Origin of the sequence: Actinomadura livida, assembly GCF_014648675.1 — a bacterium.
Taxonomy (GTDB): Bacteria; Actinomycetota; Actinomycetes; order Streptosporangiales; family Streptosporangiaceae; genus Spirillospora; species Spirillospora livida.
Genome location: NZ_BMRO01000013.1, coordinates 44,795 through 62,029 on the forward strand (window position 1 = coordinate 44,795; position 17,235 = coordinate 62,029).

General features: G+C 70.0%; 13 protein-coding genes and 1 tRNA gene. 8 read left to right on the forward strand and 6 right to left on the reverse strand.

The genetic code is table 11. The features are described 5' to 3' along the window. Positions 1-4: 4 nt before the first annotated feature. On the reverse strand, positions 5-1,084 hold the full coding sequence (locus IEZ03_RS27855) for a ferredoxin reductase (protein ID WP_184889487.1): 1,080 nt from the start codon (positions 1,082-1,084) through the stop codon (positions 5-7). Between the two features lie 293 nt (positions 1,085-1,377). Between IEZ03_RS27855 and IEZ03_RS27860 the strand changes: the two genes are divergently transcribed. Together IEZ03_RS27860 and IEZ03_RS27865 are read left to right on the forward strand one after the other, a co-directional pair. After that, a complete protein-coding gene (locus tag IEZ03_RS27860; RefSeq protein WP_184890973.1) occupies positions 1,378-2,859 on the forward strand; it encodes an alpha/beta hydrolase in 1,482 nt (493 codons plus the stop codon). A 65-nt stretch (positions 2,860-2,924) separates the two neighbouring features. After that, positions 2,925-2,997, forward strand: a tRNA-Thr gene (locus IEZ03_RS27865). Positions 2,998-3,290: 293 nt separating this feature from the next. Here the strand turns inward: IEZ03_RS27865 and IEZ03_RS27870 are convergent. Then, entirely contained in the window at positions 3,291-3,758 is a 468-nt protein-coding gene (locus tag IEZ03_RS27870; RefSeq protein ID WP_184889484.1) for a MarR family transcriptional regulator, read from the reverse strand. A 73-nt stretch (positions 3,759-3,831) separates the two neighbouring features. Between IEZ03_RS27870 and IEZ03_RS27875 the strand changes: the two genes are divergently transcribed. Then, positions 3,832-4,548, forward strand: coding sequence for a VOC family protein (locus tag IEZ03_RS27875; RefSeq protein ID WP_184889482.1), 717 nt, complete (start codon positions 3,832-3,834; stop codon positions 4,546-4,548). 122 nt (positions 4,549-4,670) lie between these two features. Here IEZ03_RS27875 and IEZ03_RS27880 read toward each other — a convergent pair whose 3' ends face one another. Beyond that, positions 4,671-5,051: a MarR family winged helix-turn-helix transcriptional regulator gene (locus IEZ03_RS27880; RefSeq protein ID WP_184889480.1), complete on the reverse strand. Its 381-nt coding sequence runs from the start codon at positions 5,049-5,051 to the stop codon at positions 4,671-4,673. Between the two features lie 75 nt (positions 5,052-5,126). Between IEZ03_RS27880 and IEZ03_RS27885 the strand changes: the two genes are divergently transcribed. Continuing rightward, on the forward strand, positions 5,127-6,605 hold the full coding sequence (locus IEZ03_RS27885; protein WP_184889478.1) for an MFS transporter: 1,479 nt from the start codon (positions 5,127-5,129) through the stop codon (positions 6,603-6,605). Between the two features lie 151 nt (positions 6,606-6,756). Here the strand turns inward: IEZ03_RS27885 and IEZ03_RS27890 are convergent, their stop codons facing one another. Next, on the reverse strand, positions 6,757-9,126 hold the full coding sequence (locus IEZ03_RS27890) for a VIT domain-containing protein (RefSeq protein ID WP_184889476.1): 2,370 nt from the start codon (positions 9,124-9,126) through the stop codon (positions 6,757-6,759). Continuing rightward, a complete protein-coding gene (locus IEZ03_RS27895; protein ID WP_184889474.1) occupies positions 9,123-9,980 on the reverse strand; it encodes a helix-turn-helix domain-containing protein in 858 nt (285 codons plus the stop codon). The genes IEZ03_RS27890 and IEZ03_RS27895 overlap by 4 nt, the downstream gene beginning before the upstream one ends. 557 nt (positions 9,981-10,537) lie before the next feature. Between IEZ03_RS27895 and IEZ03_RS27900 the strand changes: the two genes are divergently transcribed. Further along, the gene (locus IEZ03_RS27900) at positions 10,538-12,319 is read left to right on the forward strand and encodes a hypothetical protein (RefSeq protein ID WP_184889471.1); all 1,782 of its coding nucleotides are present in this window, start codon (positions 10,538-10,540) and stop codon (positions 12,317-12,319) included. Positions 12,320-12,482: 163 nt separating this feature from the next. After that, positions 12,483-13,706 (forward strand): C40 family peptidase, encoded by a 1,224-nt coding sequence (locus IEZ03_RS27905; protein ID WP_229808628.1) that lies wholly within the window; start codon positions 12,483-12,485, stop codon positions 13,704-13,706. A gap of 191 nt (positions 13,707-13,897) precedes the next feature. Here IEZ03_RS27905 and IEZ03_RS27910 read toward each other — a convergent pair whose 3' ends face one another. After that, on the reverse strand, positions 13,898-14,389 hold the full coding sequence (locus IEZ03_RS27910; RefSeq protein WP_132050219.1) for an inorganic diphosphatase: 492 nt from the start codon (positions 14,387-14,389) through the stop codon (positions 13,898-13,900). Between the two features lie 259 nt (positions 14,390-14,648). Here IEZ03_RS27910 and dacB point away from each other — a divergent pair, with 259 nt between their 5' ends. Both dacB and IEZ03_RS27920 read left to right on the forward strand, forming a co-directional pair. After that, positions 14,649-15,938 carry a D-alanyl-D-alanine carboxypeptidase/D-alanyl-D-alanine endopeptidase gene (gene dacB / locus IEZ03_RS27915; RefSeq protein WP_229808629.1) on the forward strand — a complete coding sequence of 430 codons (1,290 nt, stop codon included), beginning with the start codon at positions 14,649-14,651 and terminating at the stop codon, positions 15,936-15,938. A 116-nt stretch (positions 15,939-16,054) separates the two neighbouring features. Next, the gene (locus tag IEZ03_RS27920; RefSeq protein WP_184890970.1) at positions 16,055-17,164 is read left to right on the forward strand and encodes an Rv3626c family coenzyme F420 biosynthesis-associated protein; all 1,110 of its coding nucleotides are present in this window, start codon (positions 16,055-16,057) and stop codon (positions 17,162-17,164) included. The last annotated feature ends 71 nt before the right edge of the window (positions 17,165-17,235 follow it).

Sequence of the window (17,235 nt, forward strand, 5' to 3'; positions counted from 1 at the left end):
CCTCTCAGAGTTCGATCTCCACCGGGCCGGCGGCGGCCGAGACGCAGGTCTGGACGATCTCGCCCTCGTCGCCGTGGACCTCGCCGGTGCGCAGGTCGCGGACCTTGCCGGAGCACAGCCGGCCGACGCAGCTGTAGCAGATGCCCATCCGGCAGCCGCTCGGCAGCAGCGCCCCGGCCTCCTCGCCGGCGACCAGCAGCGGGGTGGCGCCGTCCGCGTCCACCTCGATCCCGCTCTTGCTGAACGTGACGCGCCCGCCCGCACCGGTGCCGCCGGCCAGGACGGTTTGAAAACGTTCCACGCGCAGGCGTTCCTCGGCTCCGGCCGCCCGCCAGTGCTCGGCGAGGTCGTCCAGCATCGCGCCGGGGCCGCAGGCCCACGCCGCGCGCTCGGCCCAGTCGGGGCAGATGTCCGGCAGGTCGGACGGCTTGACGCGGCCGTCCGCCGTCGTGTGCCGCTCGTGCAGCCGCACCCCGTCCATCCGGCGGAGCTCGGCGCCGAAGATCACGTCGCCGGCCGTCCGGTCCGAGTGGACGAGCACGACGTCGGACGTGCCGCGCAGGTGCCGCAGCATGGCCATGACCGGCGTGATCCCGCTGCCCGCCGTGACGAACAGCAGCTTCGCCGGGACGGGCGAGGGCAGCACGAAGTCGCCCTCCGCCGGGGCGAGCCGGACGATCGTGCCCGGACGCATCTCGCGGACGAGATGCGCGGAGACGAAGCCGTCCGGCGCCGCCTTGACCGTGACGGTGATGCGGCCGTCCGGCCTCGGCGGGGACGACAGCGAGAACGTCCGCCAGTGCCGGACGCCGTCGATGTCGACCCCGACCTTGACCCACTGGCCCGGCCGGTGCCCCCGCCACATCCGGCCCGGCCGGATCAGCAGGGTCGCCACGGACGGCGCCTCGTGCCGGACGGCCTCGACCCGGCCCCGGAGCTCCTCCGTGGACAGCAGCGGGTTCACCAGGCCGAGGTAGTCCTCCGGCAGCAGCGGCGTGGTCAGCTGCCGCGCGAACGCCGTGAGCCGCTGCGCGACCGTGGCTCGGCTCGCGGTGGTGGGTGTGTTCCGGGTTGCGGCGGCCAAGATGCCTCCCCGATGGCGCGTAACTTACGGTTCCGTAAGCTACGGAGAGGTAACCAGAGGTTTCAAGACATCGGCCGCTAAAGCGATCGGAATCACACCATCGGCTGATGTTTCATCCGGCGGTGTCATCGCCCCGATTTCTTGGCCGGGTGTTTGGAACTCCGTGCCCGAAGGGATGGAACACGAACACCGGGAAGTGGCCGCCGGCGGCCGCGCCGACGTAGCGTAGGCGGCGGCGTACGTGCCGCTACGACGAGACGGGGTCAAGGGTGCGGGCAGCGAAGACCATCGGCGTGGCCACCGTGCTTGCGTTCACGGCGGTCGCCGGGTGCAGCGACGGGGGCGGCGAGAACACCGCCCGGTCCGCCGTCCCCACCGGGCTCGACACGTTCTACGAGCAGAAGCCGTCCTGGAAGGACTGCAAGGACGACTTCGAGTGCGCCACCGTCCAGGTGCCGCTGGACTACTCCAAGCCGTCCGGCGAGAAGATCGGGATCTCCGTCATCCGGCTCCCGGCCTCGGACGGCTCCAACCGCATCGGCTCGCTGCTCACGAACCCGGGCGGCCCCGGCGGCTCCGGTGTCGACTTCATCCGCCAGGCCGCCCGCGCCTTCGGCGCCGACCTCCGCAGCCGCTTCGACCTCGTCGGCTTCGACCCCCGCGGCGTCGCCGACAGCGCCGCGGTCCGCTGCAACACCGGCGCCCAGCTCGACGCCTTCTTCGCCACCGACGCCTCCCCGGACGACCAGCGCGAGACCGAGCGACTCGGCGCCCAAGGCGAGAAGTTCGCGCAGAACTGCGAGACCAAGGCCGAGGACAAACTCCCCTACGTGGGCACCGTCAACGCCGCCCGCGACATGGACATCCTCCGCGCCGCCCTGGGCGACGACAAGCTCACCTACTACGGCGCCTCCTACGGCACCTACCTCGGCGCCTTCTACGCCGAGCAGTTCCCCAAGAACTTCCGCGCCCTGGTCCTGGACGGCGCCGTCGACCCCAACCTCTCCTCGACCGACCTCCTGATCGAACAGGCCAAGGGCTTCGAAACGGCCCTGCGCGCCTTCGCCGAAGACTGCGTCGGGACGGGCAACTGCCCCTTCGGCACCTCCGCCGACGCCGTCATCGAGAGCATCTCCACCTTCCTCGCCGAAACCGACAAGCAGCCCCTCACCAGCTCCCGGGACTCCCGCAAGGTCACCGAGTCCCTGGCCGTGATGGGCATCGCCCGGTCCCTCTACGTCAAGGAGTACTGGCCCGTCCTCCGCCAGGCCCTGACCGCGGCCATGCAGAACAAGGACGGCACCACCCTCCTCGGCCTCGCGGACGAGATGGTCGAACGCGAACCCGACGGCACCTACAGCAACCAGACCGACGCCAACATGGCCGTCAACTGCGTCGACAAGCCCAACCCCCCGGACCTCGCCACCTACGGCAAGGCCGCCGCCGAAGCGAAGAAGGTCGCCCCCCGCTTCGGCCCCTTCGTCGTCTGGGGCGGCGTCCCGTGCGTCTACTGGCCCACCCAGACCGACCAGGAACCCAAACCCCTCACCGCCAACGGCGCCGCCCCCATCCTCGTCATCGGCACAACCCGCGACCCCGCCACCCCGTACAAGTGGTCCGAGAACCTCGCCGACCAGCTCTCCAGCGGCGTCCTGCTCACCTACGACGGCGACGGCCACACCGCCTACCTCCAGGGCAACCCCTGCATCACCAAGGCCACCGGCGACTACCTGATCACCGGCGACCCGCCCGACAACGGAACCAGGTGCCGCTGAATAACCAGTGCACACCCACCCCCGCGGACCCGGTAGACTCTTTCCCGCCGTGCCCGACCCGGCAAGCCGCCTTAGCTCAGTCGGCAGAGCGATTCACTCGTAATGAATAGGTCATCGGTTCGATTCCGATAGGCGGCTCCCACGTCAGAGGCCCCTTCCGATCATGGAAGGGGCCTCTTTGCTAACAGGCTTGCCAACAGCAGCGTCTAAGCGACCTCGCGAACGGACCGCCAGCGCCTGTCATCAGCTGGCTGGCCGACCGGGCCGAGCACGCGGACGTTCCGGGCATCATCGCTCCGGGGAGCGGCGACTGCTCGCGCCTACCGCACCCGCAAAACCCCGCCCCGGCCCGTAATGCCGCCCCCGGCCGGCGACGCCACGGCCGCCCAGGAGGCGCCTGGCGGTGCGGGCTGACGGCGGCAGAGGTCGGCTCAGTCCGGCTGGCGGGTCAGGGCCATGGTCTCCCGCTCGTAGGTGAGCAGGGCGTCGATCACCAGCTTTCGCTCGTCCGGGGACATCGGCTCGAAGACGGTCCGCCACGCCGCCGCGCCGGCCCCCAGCCACGTCTCGATCGCGGGGCGGTGGACGTCGGAGATGCTCACGATCGTCCTGCGGCGGTCACGCTCGTCCTCCCGGCGCAGCAGGATGCCCTGGCGACTCAGGTCTCCCACCATGAGGCTGACCGTGGTGGAGGCGAGTTGGAGTTGGGCCGCGAGCTGCTTGACCGTGGCGGACTCGTCGTAGAGCAGCAGTGCCAGCAGGGACAGGTGCCGGGGCGTGAGAGCGAAGTCGCGCAACCGCTCCGGGATCGGCGTCCGCTTCGCCCGCGCCATCAGCCGCGGCATCAGCAGGATCATCTCGCGCACACCCTGATCGACGCTGGGCTCGCCCGTTGACATCGGACCTCTCCAAATTTAGATTTGCTTTCAAATCAGTTTGTCAAGCAACACCTTCATCCTGGCGGAGGGGCCCATGGCTGTCCACGACCTGGATCACTTCACGCTCGGGGTGCGGCATCTGTATGCCGCCGCCGAGCAGCTGCGCGTCGAGACCGGGCTGCGCAGCCACGAGGGCGGCTGGCTGGACGTCATGCCGACCGCGCACCGCGTCATCCCGTTGCCGGGCGACGTCTACGTCAACGTCGAATCGGTCATCGACCACCAAGCCGAGCTGCCGCCCGGGGTGGACGCGTTCCGCACCTGGTTCGCGGAGACGACCCGCCGCGGGAACCACTGGATGACCTGGAACCTGAGGGCCCGCAGCCGCGCCGACCTGGAAGAGGTCGCCTGGCGCTTCGGCGGCGAGGTGGTGACGGCCCCGGGTGCCCGGCGACCCGACGGCACCACCACAACGACGATCATGGCGCCCGGCGACGCCGCGGTGACGTGGGCGCGCGGACTGCCGAACTGGTACTTCCACGAGGACCTGACGCAGCACCCCGCGCGCCGTGCCGCGATGACCCACGAGCGCCCGCTCCGCGAGATCTCTTGGCTGGAGGTGGGCGGCGACCCGTCCGAACTGGAGGAGCACGTGGGCCCCGAGACGTTCGCCGCGCTTCCACTCCGGTTCGTCGACGGCCCAGCGGGCCTGCACGGCGTAGGGCTAACCACCGGGGACGGCGCAGAGATCGCCCTACGCGCCCCCTCGGCCGCCGCCGGCCTCGCGAAACTCGCCGCCCAAGAAGCGTGACCGCAAACGGCCGGCGAAGCCCGTCCGCCACCCGTCCGGTCATGAACGGAGGTGGTCGGGTGGCTTGCCAGCGCCTGTAGGGGCGGGCGATGAGGCGGTAGGGGCGGGCGGTAAGGCCGGGGTTAGGGATTCGGGGTCAGGTGTTCGGCGAGGATCTTCAGGTGGGTTTCGCGGGCCTCGGCGTGGTGGCGGCGGCCTGCGTCGGTGAGTTCGACGAAGATGCCGCGGCGGTCGTTCTGGCATAGGGCTCGCTGGACGTAACCCTGTTTTTCCAGGCGGGCGACGGTGCGGGACAGGGCGCTCTGGCTCAGGTACATGGCCGCGGCGACCTCCTGCATGCGGCACTTCTTACTGTTGAGGTCGACGAGGCGGTCGAGGGTCTCGTACTCGCTCATGGTGAGGCCGTGAGCGTCCTGCAGGGCGCGCTCGAGAGCACACGCGACCGCGTTGTAGCAGGTCGCGAGCTCGCGCCACCGAACGATCAGGTCAGCCTCCGCCTTCATGGCGCGCATCCTAGCATGCGTACGCATCAGATGCTCGGTCATTAAATTCGCGAGAATCTAGTGCGTAGACATTTGATGCACACGCATGTACCGTCCTCCGACGTGACTATCACTGACACCTCAACCGCTTCTGCAGTCCGTGGGCCGGCCGCCTCGGATGCGGCCGGACAGGCCTGGAGCCCCCGGCTCTGGGGGGTCCTCGCGGTGCTGTGCGCCGTGTTGTTCCTCGATGCGCTCGACGTCTCGATGGTGGGCGTGGCGCTCCCGTCGATCGGGGCCGAGCTGGGCCTTTCGACGACGTCATTGCAGTGGATCGTGAACGGCTACGTGCTCGGTTACGGTGGTCTGCTCCTGCTGGGCGGGCGCACCGCCGACCTGCTGGGACGCCGCCGGGTCTTCCTCACCGCACTGGCCGTGTTCGCCCTCGCCTCCCTGGTCGGCGGCCTCGTGGACAACGGGGTGCTCCTGATCGCCACCCGTTTCGTCAAGGGACTGGCGGCCGCGTTCACCGCACCGACCGCACTTTCCATCCTGACCACCACCTTCCATGAGGGGCCCGCACGCAACCGGGCGCTGTCCGTGTTCTCGGTCTTCGGGGCCAGCGGCTACTCGTCCGGCTTGATCCTCGGTGGGCTGCTCACCGGATTCGGGTGGCGCTGGACGTTCCTCACGCCCGTGCCGATCGCCCTCATCGCCCTGGTCGCGGGCGCCGCGCTGATTCCCCGGGACAAGCCGGCGGCGAGCGGCGGTCATGACCTCGTCGGCGCCGTGACCTTGAGCGGCGGCATGCTGCTGGCCGTCTACACCGTCGTCTCCGCCCCGGATCGGGGGTGGCTCGACCCGGTCACGCTCGGCGTCGCCGCGTCGGCGGCCGCGTTGCTGGTCGCCTTCTTCGTCGCCGAGAACCGGGTGCGGCACCCGCTGGTCCGGTTGGGGATCCTGCGGATCGGGGCGGTCGTCCAGGCCAACCTGAGCATCGTCGCGCTCTTCGGCTCGTACCTCAGCTTCCAGTTCATGATGACGCTCTACCTGCAGGACGTGCTCGGCTGGTCGCCGCTGAAGATGGCGATGGCGCTGCTGCCCGCGGGGCTCTTCGTGGCCTTCGGGTCGCCGTTCGTCGGCCGCCTGATCGACCGCTACGGGACGGCCCGCTTGATCATCACCTCCATGACGTCCCTGACCCTCGGGTACGGATGGTTCCTGGCCACGGCGGGGAGCGCCCCCCACTACGTCCTGACCATCCTGCCGACGATGCTGCTGCTGGGCGGCGGGTTCGCGTTCGGGTTCAGCTCGATCATGAGCCAGGCGACGGACGGCATCGACGACTCCGAGCAGGGCCTCGCCTCCGGTCTGGTCAACACCTCGGGCCAGGTCGGCGCCGCCCTGGTCCTCGCACTCGTGACCGCCCTGGTCGCGACCGGAACCACCACCGGCGGAGACGGCTTCTCCGACTTCACCCCGGGCGTCAACCTCGTCAGCGCCGTAGCCGTAACCGGCCTTCTCTTGAACCTCCTCGCCCTCCGCCGCCGCTCCACCCACCACACCCCCGCCTAACGCGACCCTCCACCAACAAACCGCCCCGCCTACCCACCCCAGAAAGGCCAGATGATGCCCCCCGGCGAGTCCCTAGGTGCAGCTGGGTTGCTCGCTGGTTCTGCGGTTCGTCAGGTGACTGGTCGGCGTTCGGTGGGAGTCGGTGGGCGGGTCAGGGGTGGCGTTTCCAGAAGGGGCGGCGAGGGCTTGGGGAGCCCGTGAAGTCGCTGAGGGTCTGGAGGGCGCGAGTCCACAGGGCGTCCACGGTGGCCTGGTCCGCTGCGGGGGTGAGGCGGCGGAGGTCGTCGCGGAGGTTGGCTAGGGGCGTGGCGTTCGGGGATTGCGTCTCCATGCGCTGGACGATCCACTCCAGGACGGGGAGGAGATCGCGTAGCAGGTGGTGGACGCGCTGGTCAGGGGTGTCCGGAGCCTGGCGGAGACGGTCGAGCACGTTGGCCAGTTCTCGCTGGATCTCGGTCGGTGCCGGCGTGCGGGTCCGCCGTGGCATCGATCCCGGACGCGGGGCGGCGCTGCGGGGGCGGCCAGAGCTTCTCGTGGGCATGCCGGCGGTGCTGGACGGGGGCGGCGGGCCGGAAGGCGCAGGAGGCGGTGCTGCCCAGGCCACGGTTGCGCTGTCCGGAGCGGCCGCGAATTCGGCCATCAGCGGGGCCGCGGCGGGCTGGGCGGCCCAGCCTCGGGGCGTCTCCACCGGCTGGACGGCCTGGTGGGGGGCGGTGCCGTCGGTGACCACGCGGCTGTCGACCGCGACGAACGCGGTGAAGCGGCACAGGACGCCGAAGCGGAGGGACGCGGTGACGATGCGTTGTTCCAGGTCGTCGGGGCCGCCGGTCGTGTAGCGGTCTTCCAGGTCGCGCAGGTGTGCGCGAGCCCAGATGGACGTGGTGGCGGAGTTCTCGGCGACGGTGGCCGTGGCCCGCTGTTGCCAGGCCGTTCCCGTGGAGCCGGTGCCGCGGACGGTCAGCGACCCGGTGGCGGTTCCGCGGAAGCGTCCGGCGATCACCAGGGGCACGCCGAGGAAGAGTGCGCCCAGCCGGGCTGGGGCCACGGAGTCGGGCATGATCTCCAGGCCGTCGGCGTGGAGGGTGAGCCCGGTCGCGAGCGGCGCGGCGATCCGGTGGTGGATGTGTTCCATCGCCTCGTCCAGGCGGTCTTCGGACTCGACGAGTTCGCATCGGCCCTGGCCGACGGCGGCGAGGCGGTTGAGGAAGCCCGCGTTGACGGCCTGGTCGATCCCGACCGTGTGGACGCGAACGTCGCGCAGCCGCGGTTCCAGGCGGGCCAGGATCTGGTCTTCGTTGCCGACCTGACCGTCGGTGATGAGGACCAGTACCCGGTCGCGGCCGGTCTCGGTGAGGAGGCGGCAGCCTTCGTCGAGGGGCGTGAGCATCTCGGTGCCGCCGCGCGCGTGCAGCGCCGCCAGGTGTTCGACGGCGCGGAACCGGTTGCGGTCGGTGCCCTCGACCAGGCCGGTGCCGAGGTCTCGGGGGCGTTCGATGACGGTGTCGAACGACAGGACCGCGAACCTGTCCTCGGTGCGGAGCGTGTCGACGATGCGGGCGGCGGCGCGGCGGGCCGCGACCATCTTCCAGCCCTGCATGCTGCCGGAGCGGTCGAGGACGAGCACCACGTCCCGTGGCCTGGGGCGTGCCTCTCCGGAGGGCAGGACGGTCAGGGTGAACGTTCCCTCATCGCCGGTCTCGTCCGGGACCAGGGAGAGCGCCGCGCTTTCGTGCGGGGCGTAGTCGAGGCGCAGGATGAAGTCGCGGTCGAGGCGTTCACCTGGTTGCAGCCGCACGGTGGTGCGCTCGCCCTCGTCTTCTTCGGCGACTACATGGAGCGCCGACCGGATCTGGGTCAGTGGCAGCCCGGCGGGGTCGATGTCGACGCTGACGGCGAGCTGGACGGGGTTCGGGAACCCGGGGAGGAGGACGGGCGGGCTGATGCGGGACGCGTCGGGCACGGCGTCGGTGTCGTCGGCGACTCCGGAGCCGGAACGCTCACCCTCCACGGGGGTGCCCGGAATGTAGCGGGGCGCGACGACGAGCGGGAAACGGAACACCGCGCTGGAGGCCGACTCGTGGGGAAGGGGCTGGTCGAGCGTCAGCGTGATCGTCACGCGTTCGCCGGGAAGGATGTTCCCCACCCGCATGGTGAAGACGTCCGGGCGGTCCTCCTCCGCGATCGCCGCGCGCTGCCCGGCGGCGATGGCCGCGTCATAGTCCTGCCGGGCTTGGCCGCGTTCCTTCAGCGTCCCCTCGATGACCCGGTCGGCGGCCTCCATGCGCAGCGCGGTGACGGCGGCGCGGTCGGGCAGCGGGAAGATGTAGGTGGCCTCCAGCGGCACGTCGAACGGGTTGCGGAACTCCTGGACGACCTCGATGCCGGCGGCCAGCCCGGTGATCGAGGCGTGCACGCTCACGGAGTCGAGCGGCAGGTTGCCCCTTTCGGTGGTGAGGGCGCCGATCCCGCGGTCGGTGGCCGGGGGCTCGGTGTCGGGTAGCGGCAGTATGCGCACGGTCACTGGGACCTCCGGGTGGGATCGGCGGGCAGGAACGCGGGGCTTGAGGCGGGGGCGAGGAGACCGCGCCGGTGCAGCTCGTCGAGCAGCGGACGTGCGGCGGTCTCGATGGCGGCCAGGTCTTCGCCGTTCAGCGCGGGGACGTCCAGGAGAAGGGTGAGGCCGGGAATTAGTCGTACGCCCTGGACGACCGTGGGACGAGACTCGGCGGGGGCGTCCGCCCCGTAGTCATCGGCGACGGCCGCCTCGGTGTAGGAGATGTCCGGGCGCACCCGCCAGAAGGCGGAGTGCGCGGTGTCGTGCTCGTCGCCGGTAGGGCCGGCCGACGCGGCGCCGTCCTCGGGTTGGCGGGGCGCCGATTCGGCTGCGGAGTTCGCGGATGGGGCCGGTTCGATGTCACCGAAGTCGAGGTGCGCCGGAAGGCCGGCGGGGACTGTGGGTTGGCCTGAAGGAGCCGGCGTGGAGGGCGCCGGAGGGCGGGCCGCGCGCCCTGCTGTGCCACGTCCTGCTGCGCCGCGTCCTCCGGGCGGTTGAGGCGCCGGGTAGGGGAGGGCGGCGATCCGTTCGAGGGTCGCGTCGGTCGCGCCGGTGAGCTCGACCTGGATCTGGGCGATCGAGAGACCCGCGGCCTGGCGGCGTTTCACCGCGACGAGCTGCAGGAGGTGGCGCGGTCCGTACAGGGCGGTGCGGCCGCGGCGGCCGAGGGGCGGGTCGACCAGGCCGATCGTGGTGTACCAGCGGATCAGCCGTTCGTTGGGAATGTCGCGCACCCGGCCGCTGACCTGCGTGGATCCGTCCACGGCAAGTGCCGCGGCGGCCCGCTCGGCCAGCTCGCTGATCGTCCAGGTGCCTTCCATGTGTCCGATGATGACACTGTCACGGTGACAGTGTCAAATCCGCGCGGAGATCAACTTCTGTGCGGCCTTGCCGCGGCCGCCGGGCTGACGCACGCTTGTGCCGCCAGGTGCGGCTCGGGACCGGTGACGGGATGGCGACGGGGTGCTTCGCTGAACGGCGTACTGGGCGGAGGCTGGCCCTACTGGATCCGGCCGGCTATCACGTTCTGCCCGACCGGGCCTTGCCGGACGCTTTCAGGCCGGTGGCCAATCTCGTGCTGTTCTGTGCGGCCAGGACGATCCCGCGTGCCATCGCGAGGGAGCCGGTCGTGTACCCAGCGCCCAGGTCGCGACCATTGCGACCGCCGCCGAACGCCTGCTGCCGCCGATGATGGAAATCCTCATTGCCGAGTAAAATCCGCTCCCCAGATGCCCCTACTTCCGACGAATCGACCAAGTGCCTGCAATCGCGACACTCTACAAATCACTCTACATATAGTGAGAATGGTGGTTGGCGGCCGAGTTTGATCTCTTGAATCTGCCAGTAAGGATGGCTTGAACCATTTACCTTTTGTGGCATGGACGTCCATCTTCTGGTCGAGGCGCTCCGTGAACGTGAACCGGACGCCCGGCCCGCCGTGTACGACGCCTATGCCGACCGCCTCTACGCCTACTGCTGGTTCCAGTTGCGGAACCGGGACGCGGCCCAGGTCGCGTTACGTGAGACGTTCATCCTCGCGGACGCGCACATCGGCAAGCTGCGCGACCCGGGCCGGCTCACGCCATGGCTCTATGCCATCGCCAGGCTGGAGTGTGCACGCAGGCTGCCGCCCCGGAACCAGGCGCCGGACATGCCGATCGCCAGCCACGACCAGCAGGACGCCGACAAGCGCATCATCGCTTGGAACGCCGTCCTGGCCCTGCCGCCGGACTCCCGGGAGATCCTGGAGCTAGGGGTGAGGCACCGGCTTTCGGTTCCCGACCTCGCCGCAGTGTTCGACGTGCCGCTGAAGGACGCGCAGACCACGCTCGAAGGCGCGCGCCGATCCCTTGAAGAAGCGTTGACGGCCGAGGTACTCGCGTACCAGGGTCCTTACGGTTGTGCAGAACGTGCCGTGCTGCTGAGGCAGAGGCACGGTGGGCCCGTCCAGGGCCTGAACCACCGGCTGATGGAGCATGTGGAGGAATGCGCTACATGTGCCGCCTTCCGTCCCCGGAACGTATCGGCCGCCAAGGTTTACGGCCTACTCCCGAAGACCAGTCCCCCACCGGAGCTGCGCCTACGGGTGATGAGCTGCTTCCTAGACCCGGAACTCGTCGGCTACAGGCTCTTCGTCAGCGGCCGGGTCACCGAGTTCACTCCCGACGGGTTTCCCATCCAGGCCATGGAACCGGCCCGTCCGCCCCGGGCACCGAGTTCTGGTGGACCGTCGTGGCTGCGCCGCCTCCGCAGAGTGCTGTCCCCGCCAGAAGGGCTCGAGTTCAGGGCGCAAGCCGTCCGTGTCGCCATGGTGCTGGCTGTGGTGGCACTGCTGTCCGGCGGTGGGATCGTCTCCATCTACGGGCTCCTGGGCGCCGACAACGCTGACACTGTCGCCGGTCCGCACCCGACAGTGATTCCGGGCCACACACAGGAACCCGTGCCCGGACGGCGAACCCTTGGCCACCCGGAAAGTGTGGGCTATCTCAACACCGCCCCGGTGTCGGCCACTTTCCCGCTCGGCTCCAAGGTCTCGTCCGCACCGCCGACCGCCCTCTGGGCATCGCCCCCAGAGACGATGCCCACTAACGCGAACGTGGCCCTCCCGGTAGGGGCCTCGACCCGAGGCACCCTGGCGGTCTCCCCGCTCTTTCTCGACTTGGCGGGAGATTCGGACGGATCCATCGACTTACGGGCAGAAGGCGGACCTGTCACCTGGAAGGCGAAGACCCAGGGCGCCCTCAGGGTCCACCCCTCGTCCGGACGCCTTGCGGCCGATCAGAGCGTCACCGTGCGCGTTCATGTCTCGCGCCGGACCAATTCCAAGGGGAGCGGCACCGTCACGTTCCAACCCGGCGGGAGCCAGGTGCAGGTCACCTGGCGACCCGACGCCCCGAACCCTGACCCCACGCCGACCCCCGAACCGACACCGACGCGCTCTAACCCCGCGGACCCGTCCACACCGCCGGGGACGCACCGTCCCGAACATCCATCGCCTTCCAGAACGAAGCCGTCGTCGTCCTCCGAACCGCCACCCTCTGAGCCGTCGCCTTCCGAGCCACCGCCGTCCAATACAGAACCGGAGCCTCCGCCGCCCGCGGCAGAGCCGGCGCCCACTACGCCGGCCTCTTCCGGGGCGAGTCCGACGTCCAGCTCCTGACTGGAGTGGCGCGTACTCACCCTTGCCTGACTCAACTACTCTTCGTAGGTGATCGTTTGCGCTAAGCAGTATCGCCTTGGGGGAGGACGTGCTCATGGCACCTGGTGCAGCAGAGGCTCGTCGCGCGCCCTCGCTTCCCCTCAGGAAATACTCGTCCCGTGGCATGGCGCTACGAATGGTCGCCTTCTCCTCCACCGCGCTGATCGGGATGAGCCTGCTGGCACCTGTCGCCTCCGCCCGGCCCACCGCCGCTGATCCCTCCCCCAGCGCGGGGGACGTCGAACGCAGCGAGCAACAGGTCAGGGAACGGGCCGCCGAGGTCGGCCGGACGAAGGCCAAGCTCGCGCAGGCGGACGGCGAACTCCACCGGCTGGCCGTCGCCGCCGCGGCGGCCGTGGAACGCTACAACGGCGAACGGCTCGCCCAGCAACGCTCCCAGCGGGCCCATGGAGACGCCCAAGCGCGGATGGCGGCCGCGAACGAGAGGCTGGAGGAGGCACGCACCGGGCTGGCCTTGCTCGCCGCTCAGCTCTACCGGAACAACACCGGCTATGACCAGATCTCGTCGGCACTCGTCGGGGACGGTGGGCCGCAGGGCTTCATGGACCGTGCCGCGATGGCGGAGATGCTCGTCAAGAGGCGCACGGCGATGGTCGGCCGCGTGGAGGCGTCCAAGAACGTGGCCGATGTGTTCCGTCGCCAGGCGGAGAAAGCGCTCGGTGAACAACAGGCGGCGATGGAGCGGGCCGAGGAAGCCCGCCAACTGGCGCAGGACGCGGTAGCCAGGCAACAGGAGTCCGTGCACCGCATAGAGGCGGAGAAGCGCCACCTGGAACGCGGGCTTGGGGCCGCCCAAGCCCGAAGCGCTCAGCTCAAGCGCGCGCGGGAGCGCGCATCGGAGAAAGCGAAAGCACACGAAGCACGCGCAACCCTTGTCAGCCCAGGACGACCCGCCGCACTGGGGCCGACCACCTCGGCTGCGCGGGGAGCGGTCGCGGTGCGGGCCGCGCTCAAGTGGCTGGGCACGCCCTACTCCTGGGGCGGGGGAACCACGGCCGGCCCTAGCTACGGCATAGCCCAGGGCGCCGGAATCCGCGGCTTCGACTGCTCGGGCCTGGCGATGTACGCGTGGTACAAGGCCGGAGTGGCCCTCGACCACTGGACCGGTACGCAGTGGACCTCGGGACCACACGTCCCCATCGACGCGCTACGACGGGGTGATCTCGTCTTCTTCGCGAACGACACGTCCGACCCGGAGACCATCCACCATGTGGGCATCTACGTCGGCGAGGGCCAGATGGTGGAGGCGCCCTACACAGGCGGGCGGGTGCGCATGTCCAGCATTCACCGAGGGGACTTGATCGGTGCGACCCGTCCCTCCGGCTGACCGTGCGAGGAGTGTGGAATGCGGAGCCCCTTCCGCGCGGTCACCCGTGCGGAAGGGGTCCTCGTGAGTCGTGTCGCGCGGGCACGGGAGCGGATCGGCGCCTCTCGCGACTTCGGGCCGCGTGCCCGGTACCGCCGGAGCGGTGCGGCCGGTCGGCCGAGCGGGGGTCCGGCCGGCCGGGCGGGCGGCGCTCAGTGGGCGCCCTGGTCCGTCGCGCGCTTGAGGGACCGCTCGATCTCCAGTTCCGCCTCGACGCGCCCCACCCAGCTGGCGCCCTCGACGGACTTGCCCGGCTCCAGGTCCTTGTAGACCTCGAAGAAGTGCTGGATCTCCAGCCGGTCGAACTCGGCCACGTGGTGGATGTCGCGCAGGTGCTCCATGCGGGGGTCGGTGGAGGGGACGCACAGGACCTTGTCGTCACCACCGGCCTCGTCGGTCATCCGGAACATCCCCACGGCGCGGCAGCGGATGAGGCAGCCGGGGAACGTCGGCTCCTGCAGGAGGACCAGCGCGTCGAGGGGGTCGCCGTCCTCACCGAGGGTGTTCTCGATGAACCCGTAGTCGGCCGGATACTGCGTCGAGGTGAACAGCATGCGGTCGAGCCTGATGCGCCCGGTCTCGTGGTCCACCTCGTACTTGTTCCGCTGGCCCTTCGGGATCTCAATGGTGACGTCGAAATCCAAGATGTCCTCCGCTCCCTGCGCGCTGCAGTGAATAGTCTTTCGGGAACCCGTGGGCGAGGCCGTCCACACAGGGTGTTCCCTTGTCTAAGGATGTCGCACGTTGGTGAGTGCTGAGTGGGAGAGGGGCGGTCACGTGCCTGGACGGGGCCGTGCCCTCATGGTCCTGTCGCTGTCCCTCCTTAACGTTTTCACCGTCACCGCCGGGCTGGCAGTGGCCAAACTCACACCCGACCGTCACCTTTCCCCGCAGCCGCCGAGCGTGGCGGAGCGTGACCTGGTGCAGGCCGCCTCGATGGCGATCCCGCCGGCCGATCCCGGGTCGGGTCCGCTGCCGGACGCGTCCACCCTGGCCGGACGGCTGTCGGGGATCATCGGCGGCCCCCGCGCGAAGATGAACGCCGTGGTGATCGACGTGGCGACCGGCCGTTCCCTGTTCGAGAGGCAGGCCGACCGGCCCGCCACCCCGGCCTCGACGACGAAGCTGGTGACGTCGGTGGCGGCGCTGGCGTCGCTCGGGCCCGCGTACAGGATCACCACGCAGGTCGTGCAAGGCGGGGGTGGCCGAATCGTACTGGTCGGAGGCGGGGATACTACCTTGACGGCGCTGCCGCCGCGCCCTGAGGCCGGCCATCCGTCCTGGGCGTCGCTCCAGGAGCTGGCTCAGCAGGCGGCCGCGGCGTTGAAGGCGTCCGGTGTCCAGCAGGTGCGCGTCGACTACGACGTGTCCGCCTACGAAGGTCCTCGCATGGCCGCAGGGTGGAAACCCAATTACGTGCCCGACGGTGAGGTCGCTCCAGTCGCCGCCCTGATGGTCGACGAAGGGCGCGTGTCTCCAGGAGATCCGTCCAAGCGGTCGCGGGTTTCCGATCCGCCTTCCGCTGCCGCGAAGCTCTTCGCACGGTTCCTGTCCGAGAGCGGAGTGAGCGCGAAGCCAGGACGAAGGACGGTCGCGCCGGACGGAGCGGCGCAGATCGGCGCCGTCCAGTCACCGCCGATGTCCGCGCTCGTGGAGCACCTCATGACCGAGAGCGACAACGATGTGGCCGAGGCGGTGGCCAGGCAGGTCGCCATTAACCAGGGGCGCCCGCCGACGTTCGCCGACTCCGCTCAGGCCGTGGTCCAGACCCTCGCCGGCATGGGAGTGACCACAGGGATCGCGCTCAACGACGGCAGCGGGTTGTCCACGCGCAATCGCATCACCCCCAAGGCGCTCGCCGAGATCGTCTCGCTCGCCGCAAGCGAGGACCACCCGGAGCTCCGCTCCGCCATCACGGGCCTGCCGGTCGCGGGGTTCTCCGGAACGCTGAGCCCTCCGCGCTTCACCTCGGCGCTCAGCCAGCCCGGGGTCGGGACGGTTCGCGCCAAGACCGGCACGCTGGCGGGCGTCAGCACGCTGGCCGGGCTCGCCCAGGACGCGGACGGCCGGTTGCTCGCCTTCGCCTTCATGGCCGGGGACGGCGAGGGCCCGGTCGATCCCGGGAAGCTCGACCGGCTAGCGGCCGTCGTCGCCGCCTGCGGTTGCGGCAACGCGCCGTCGGCCGGGGGCTGATCCGGGTGTGGGTCCGGTCATATGGGAGATAACCAGGACGGTTGTTCGTTGAACGACCGAGCAGGGGCGCTCCGGCGCCGCGTCCGAAACGTACGGTGGAGTACATGAGCGCCTCAATGATCGACTGGAACGTGGCGGTCCAGGCCGGGACCCGGCTGGTCAGGCCGGGACCGCAGGTCAGCCATGCCGAGGCCCGTGCGGCCGTGGCGGAGCTGCGCGAGCTGTCGAAGATCGCCCACGGCCATGTCCGGGACTTCACCGGCATGGCCTCCGAGCTCGATCCGGAGCCCGCGACGGTCGTGGACAGGCCCGGCTGGATCCGGGCGAACGTGGACGGCTTCCGCGTGGTGCTCGAACCGCTCATGGAGCAGATGTCGGCGCGGAGTGCGCCCGGCCCTCTCGGCGGTGCGGGCAACGTCATGGTGCAGGCCGTCGGCTCCCGCGTGACCGGCATGCAGGTCGGCGCCATCCTCGCGTACATGGCCAGCCGTGTACTGGGCCAGTACGAGCTGTTCCTGCCGCCGGACCCGTCCGGCCGGGCACCGACCGGAAGGCTGACGCTGGTCGCGCCCAACATCGTCCATGTCGAGCAGGAGCTCGGTGTGGATTCGCGTGACTTCCGGCTCTGGGTCTGCCTCCACGAGGAGACGCACCGTGCCCAGTTCACCGGTGTCCCATGGCTGCGCGAGTACGTGCAGGACCAGATGACCCAGTTCCTGCTCGCGTCCGACCTCGACCCTGGCGTCATGCTGGACCGCATCAGGGACGCGGCGGAGGCCGTCGCAGACGCCGTGCGTGGGGGCGACTCCAACCTCATCGACGCGATCCAGAGCCCGGAGCAGCGCGAGATCCTCGACCGTCTCACCGCGGTGATGACGCTGGTCGAAGGGCACGGCGACTACGTGATGGACGCGGTCGGCCCCGAAGTGGTGCCGTCGGTCAAGCAGATCCGGTCCCGTTTCCAGGGACGCCGCGACGGTGGTTCCAGGCTCGACAAGACGATCCGGCGCCTCCTTGGCATCGACCTGAAGATGAAGCAGTACGCGGAGGGTTCGCGGTTCGTCCGCCGGGTCGTCACCGAGGTCGGCATGGGCGGCTTCAACCAGATCTGGCAGTCGCCGGATACGCTGCCCACCCACGATGAGATCAAGGAACCGGCTCTGTGGATGGACAGGGTCCTGGGTCCCCGCGCCATTGACGCCCCCACCGAGGCGAACGAAGCCTGACCCCAGCGACGGAATCAAGCCCTGCCCCTGGGCGTGCCGCGCGTATCGGGCGCCACGCGGTGGTAAAGGTT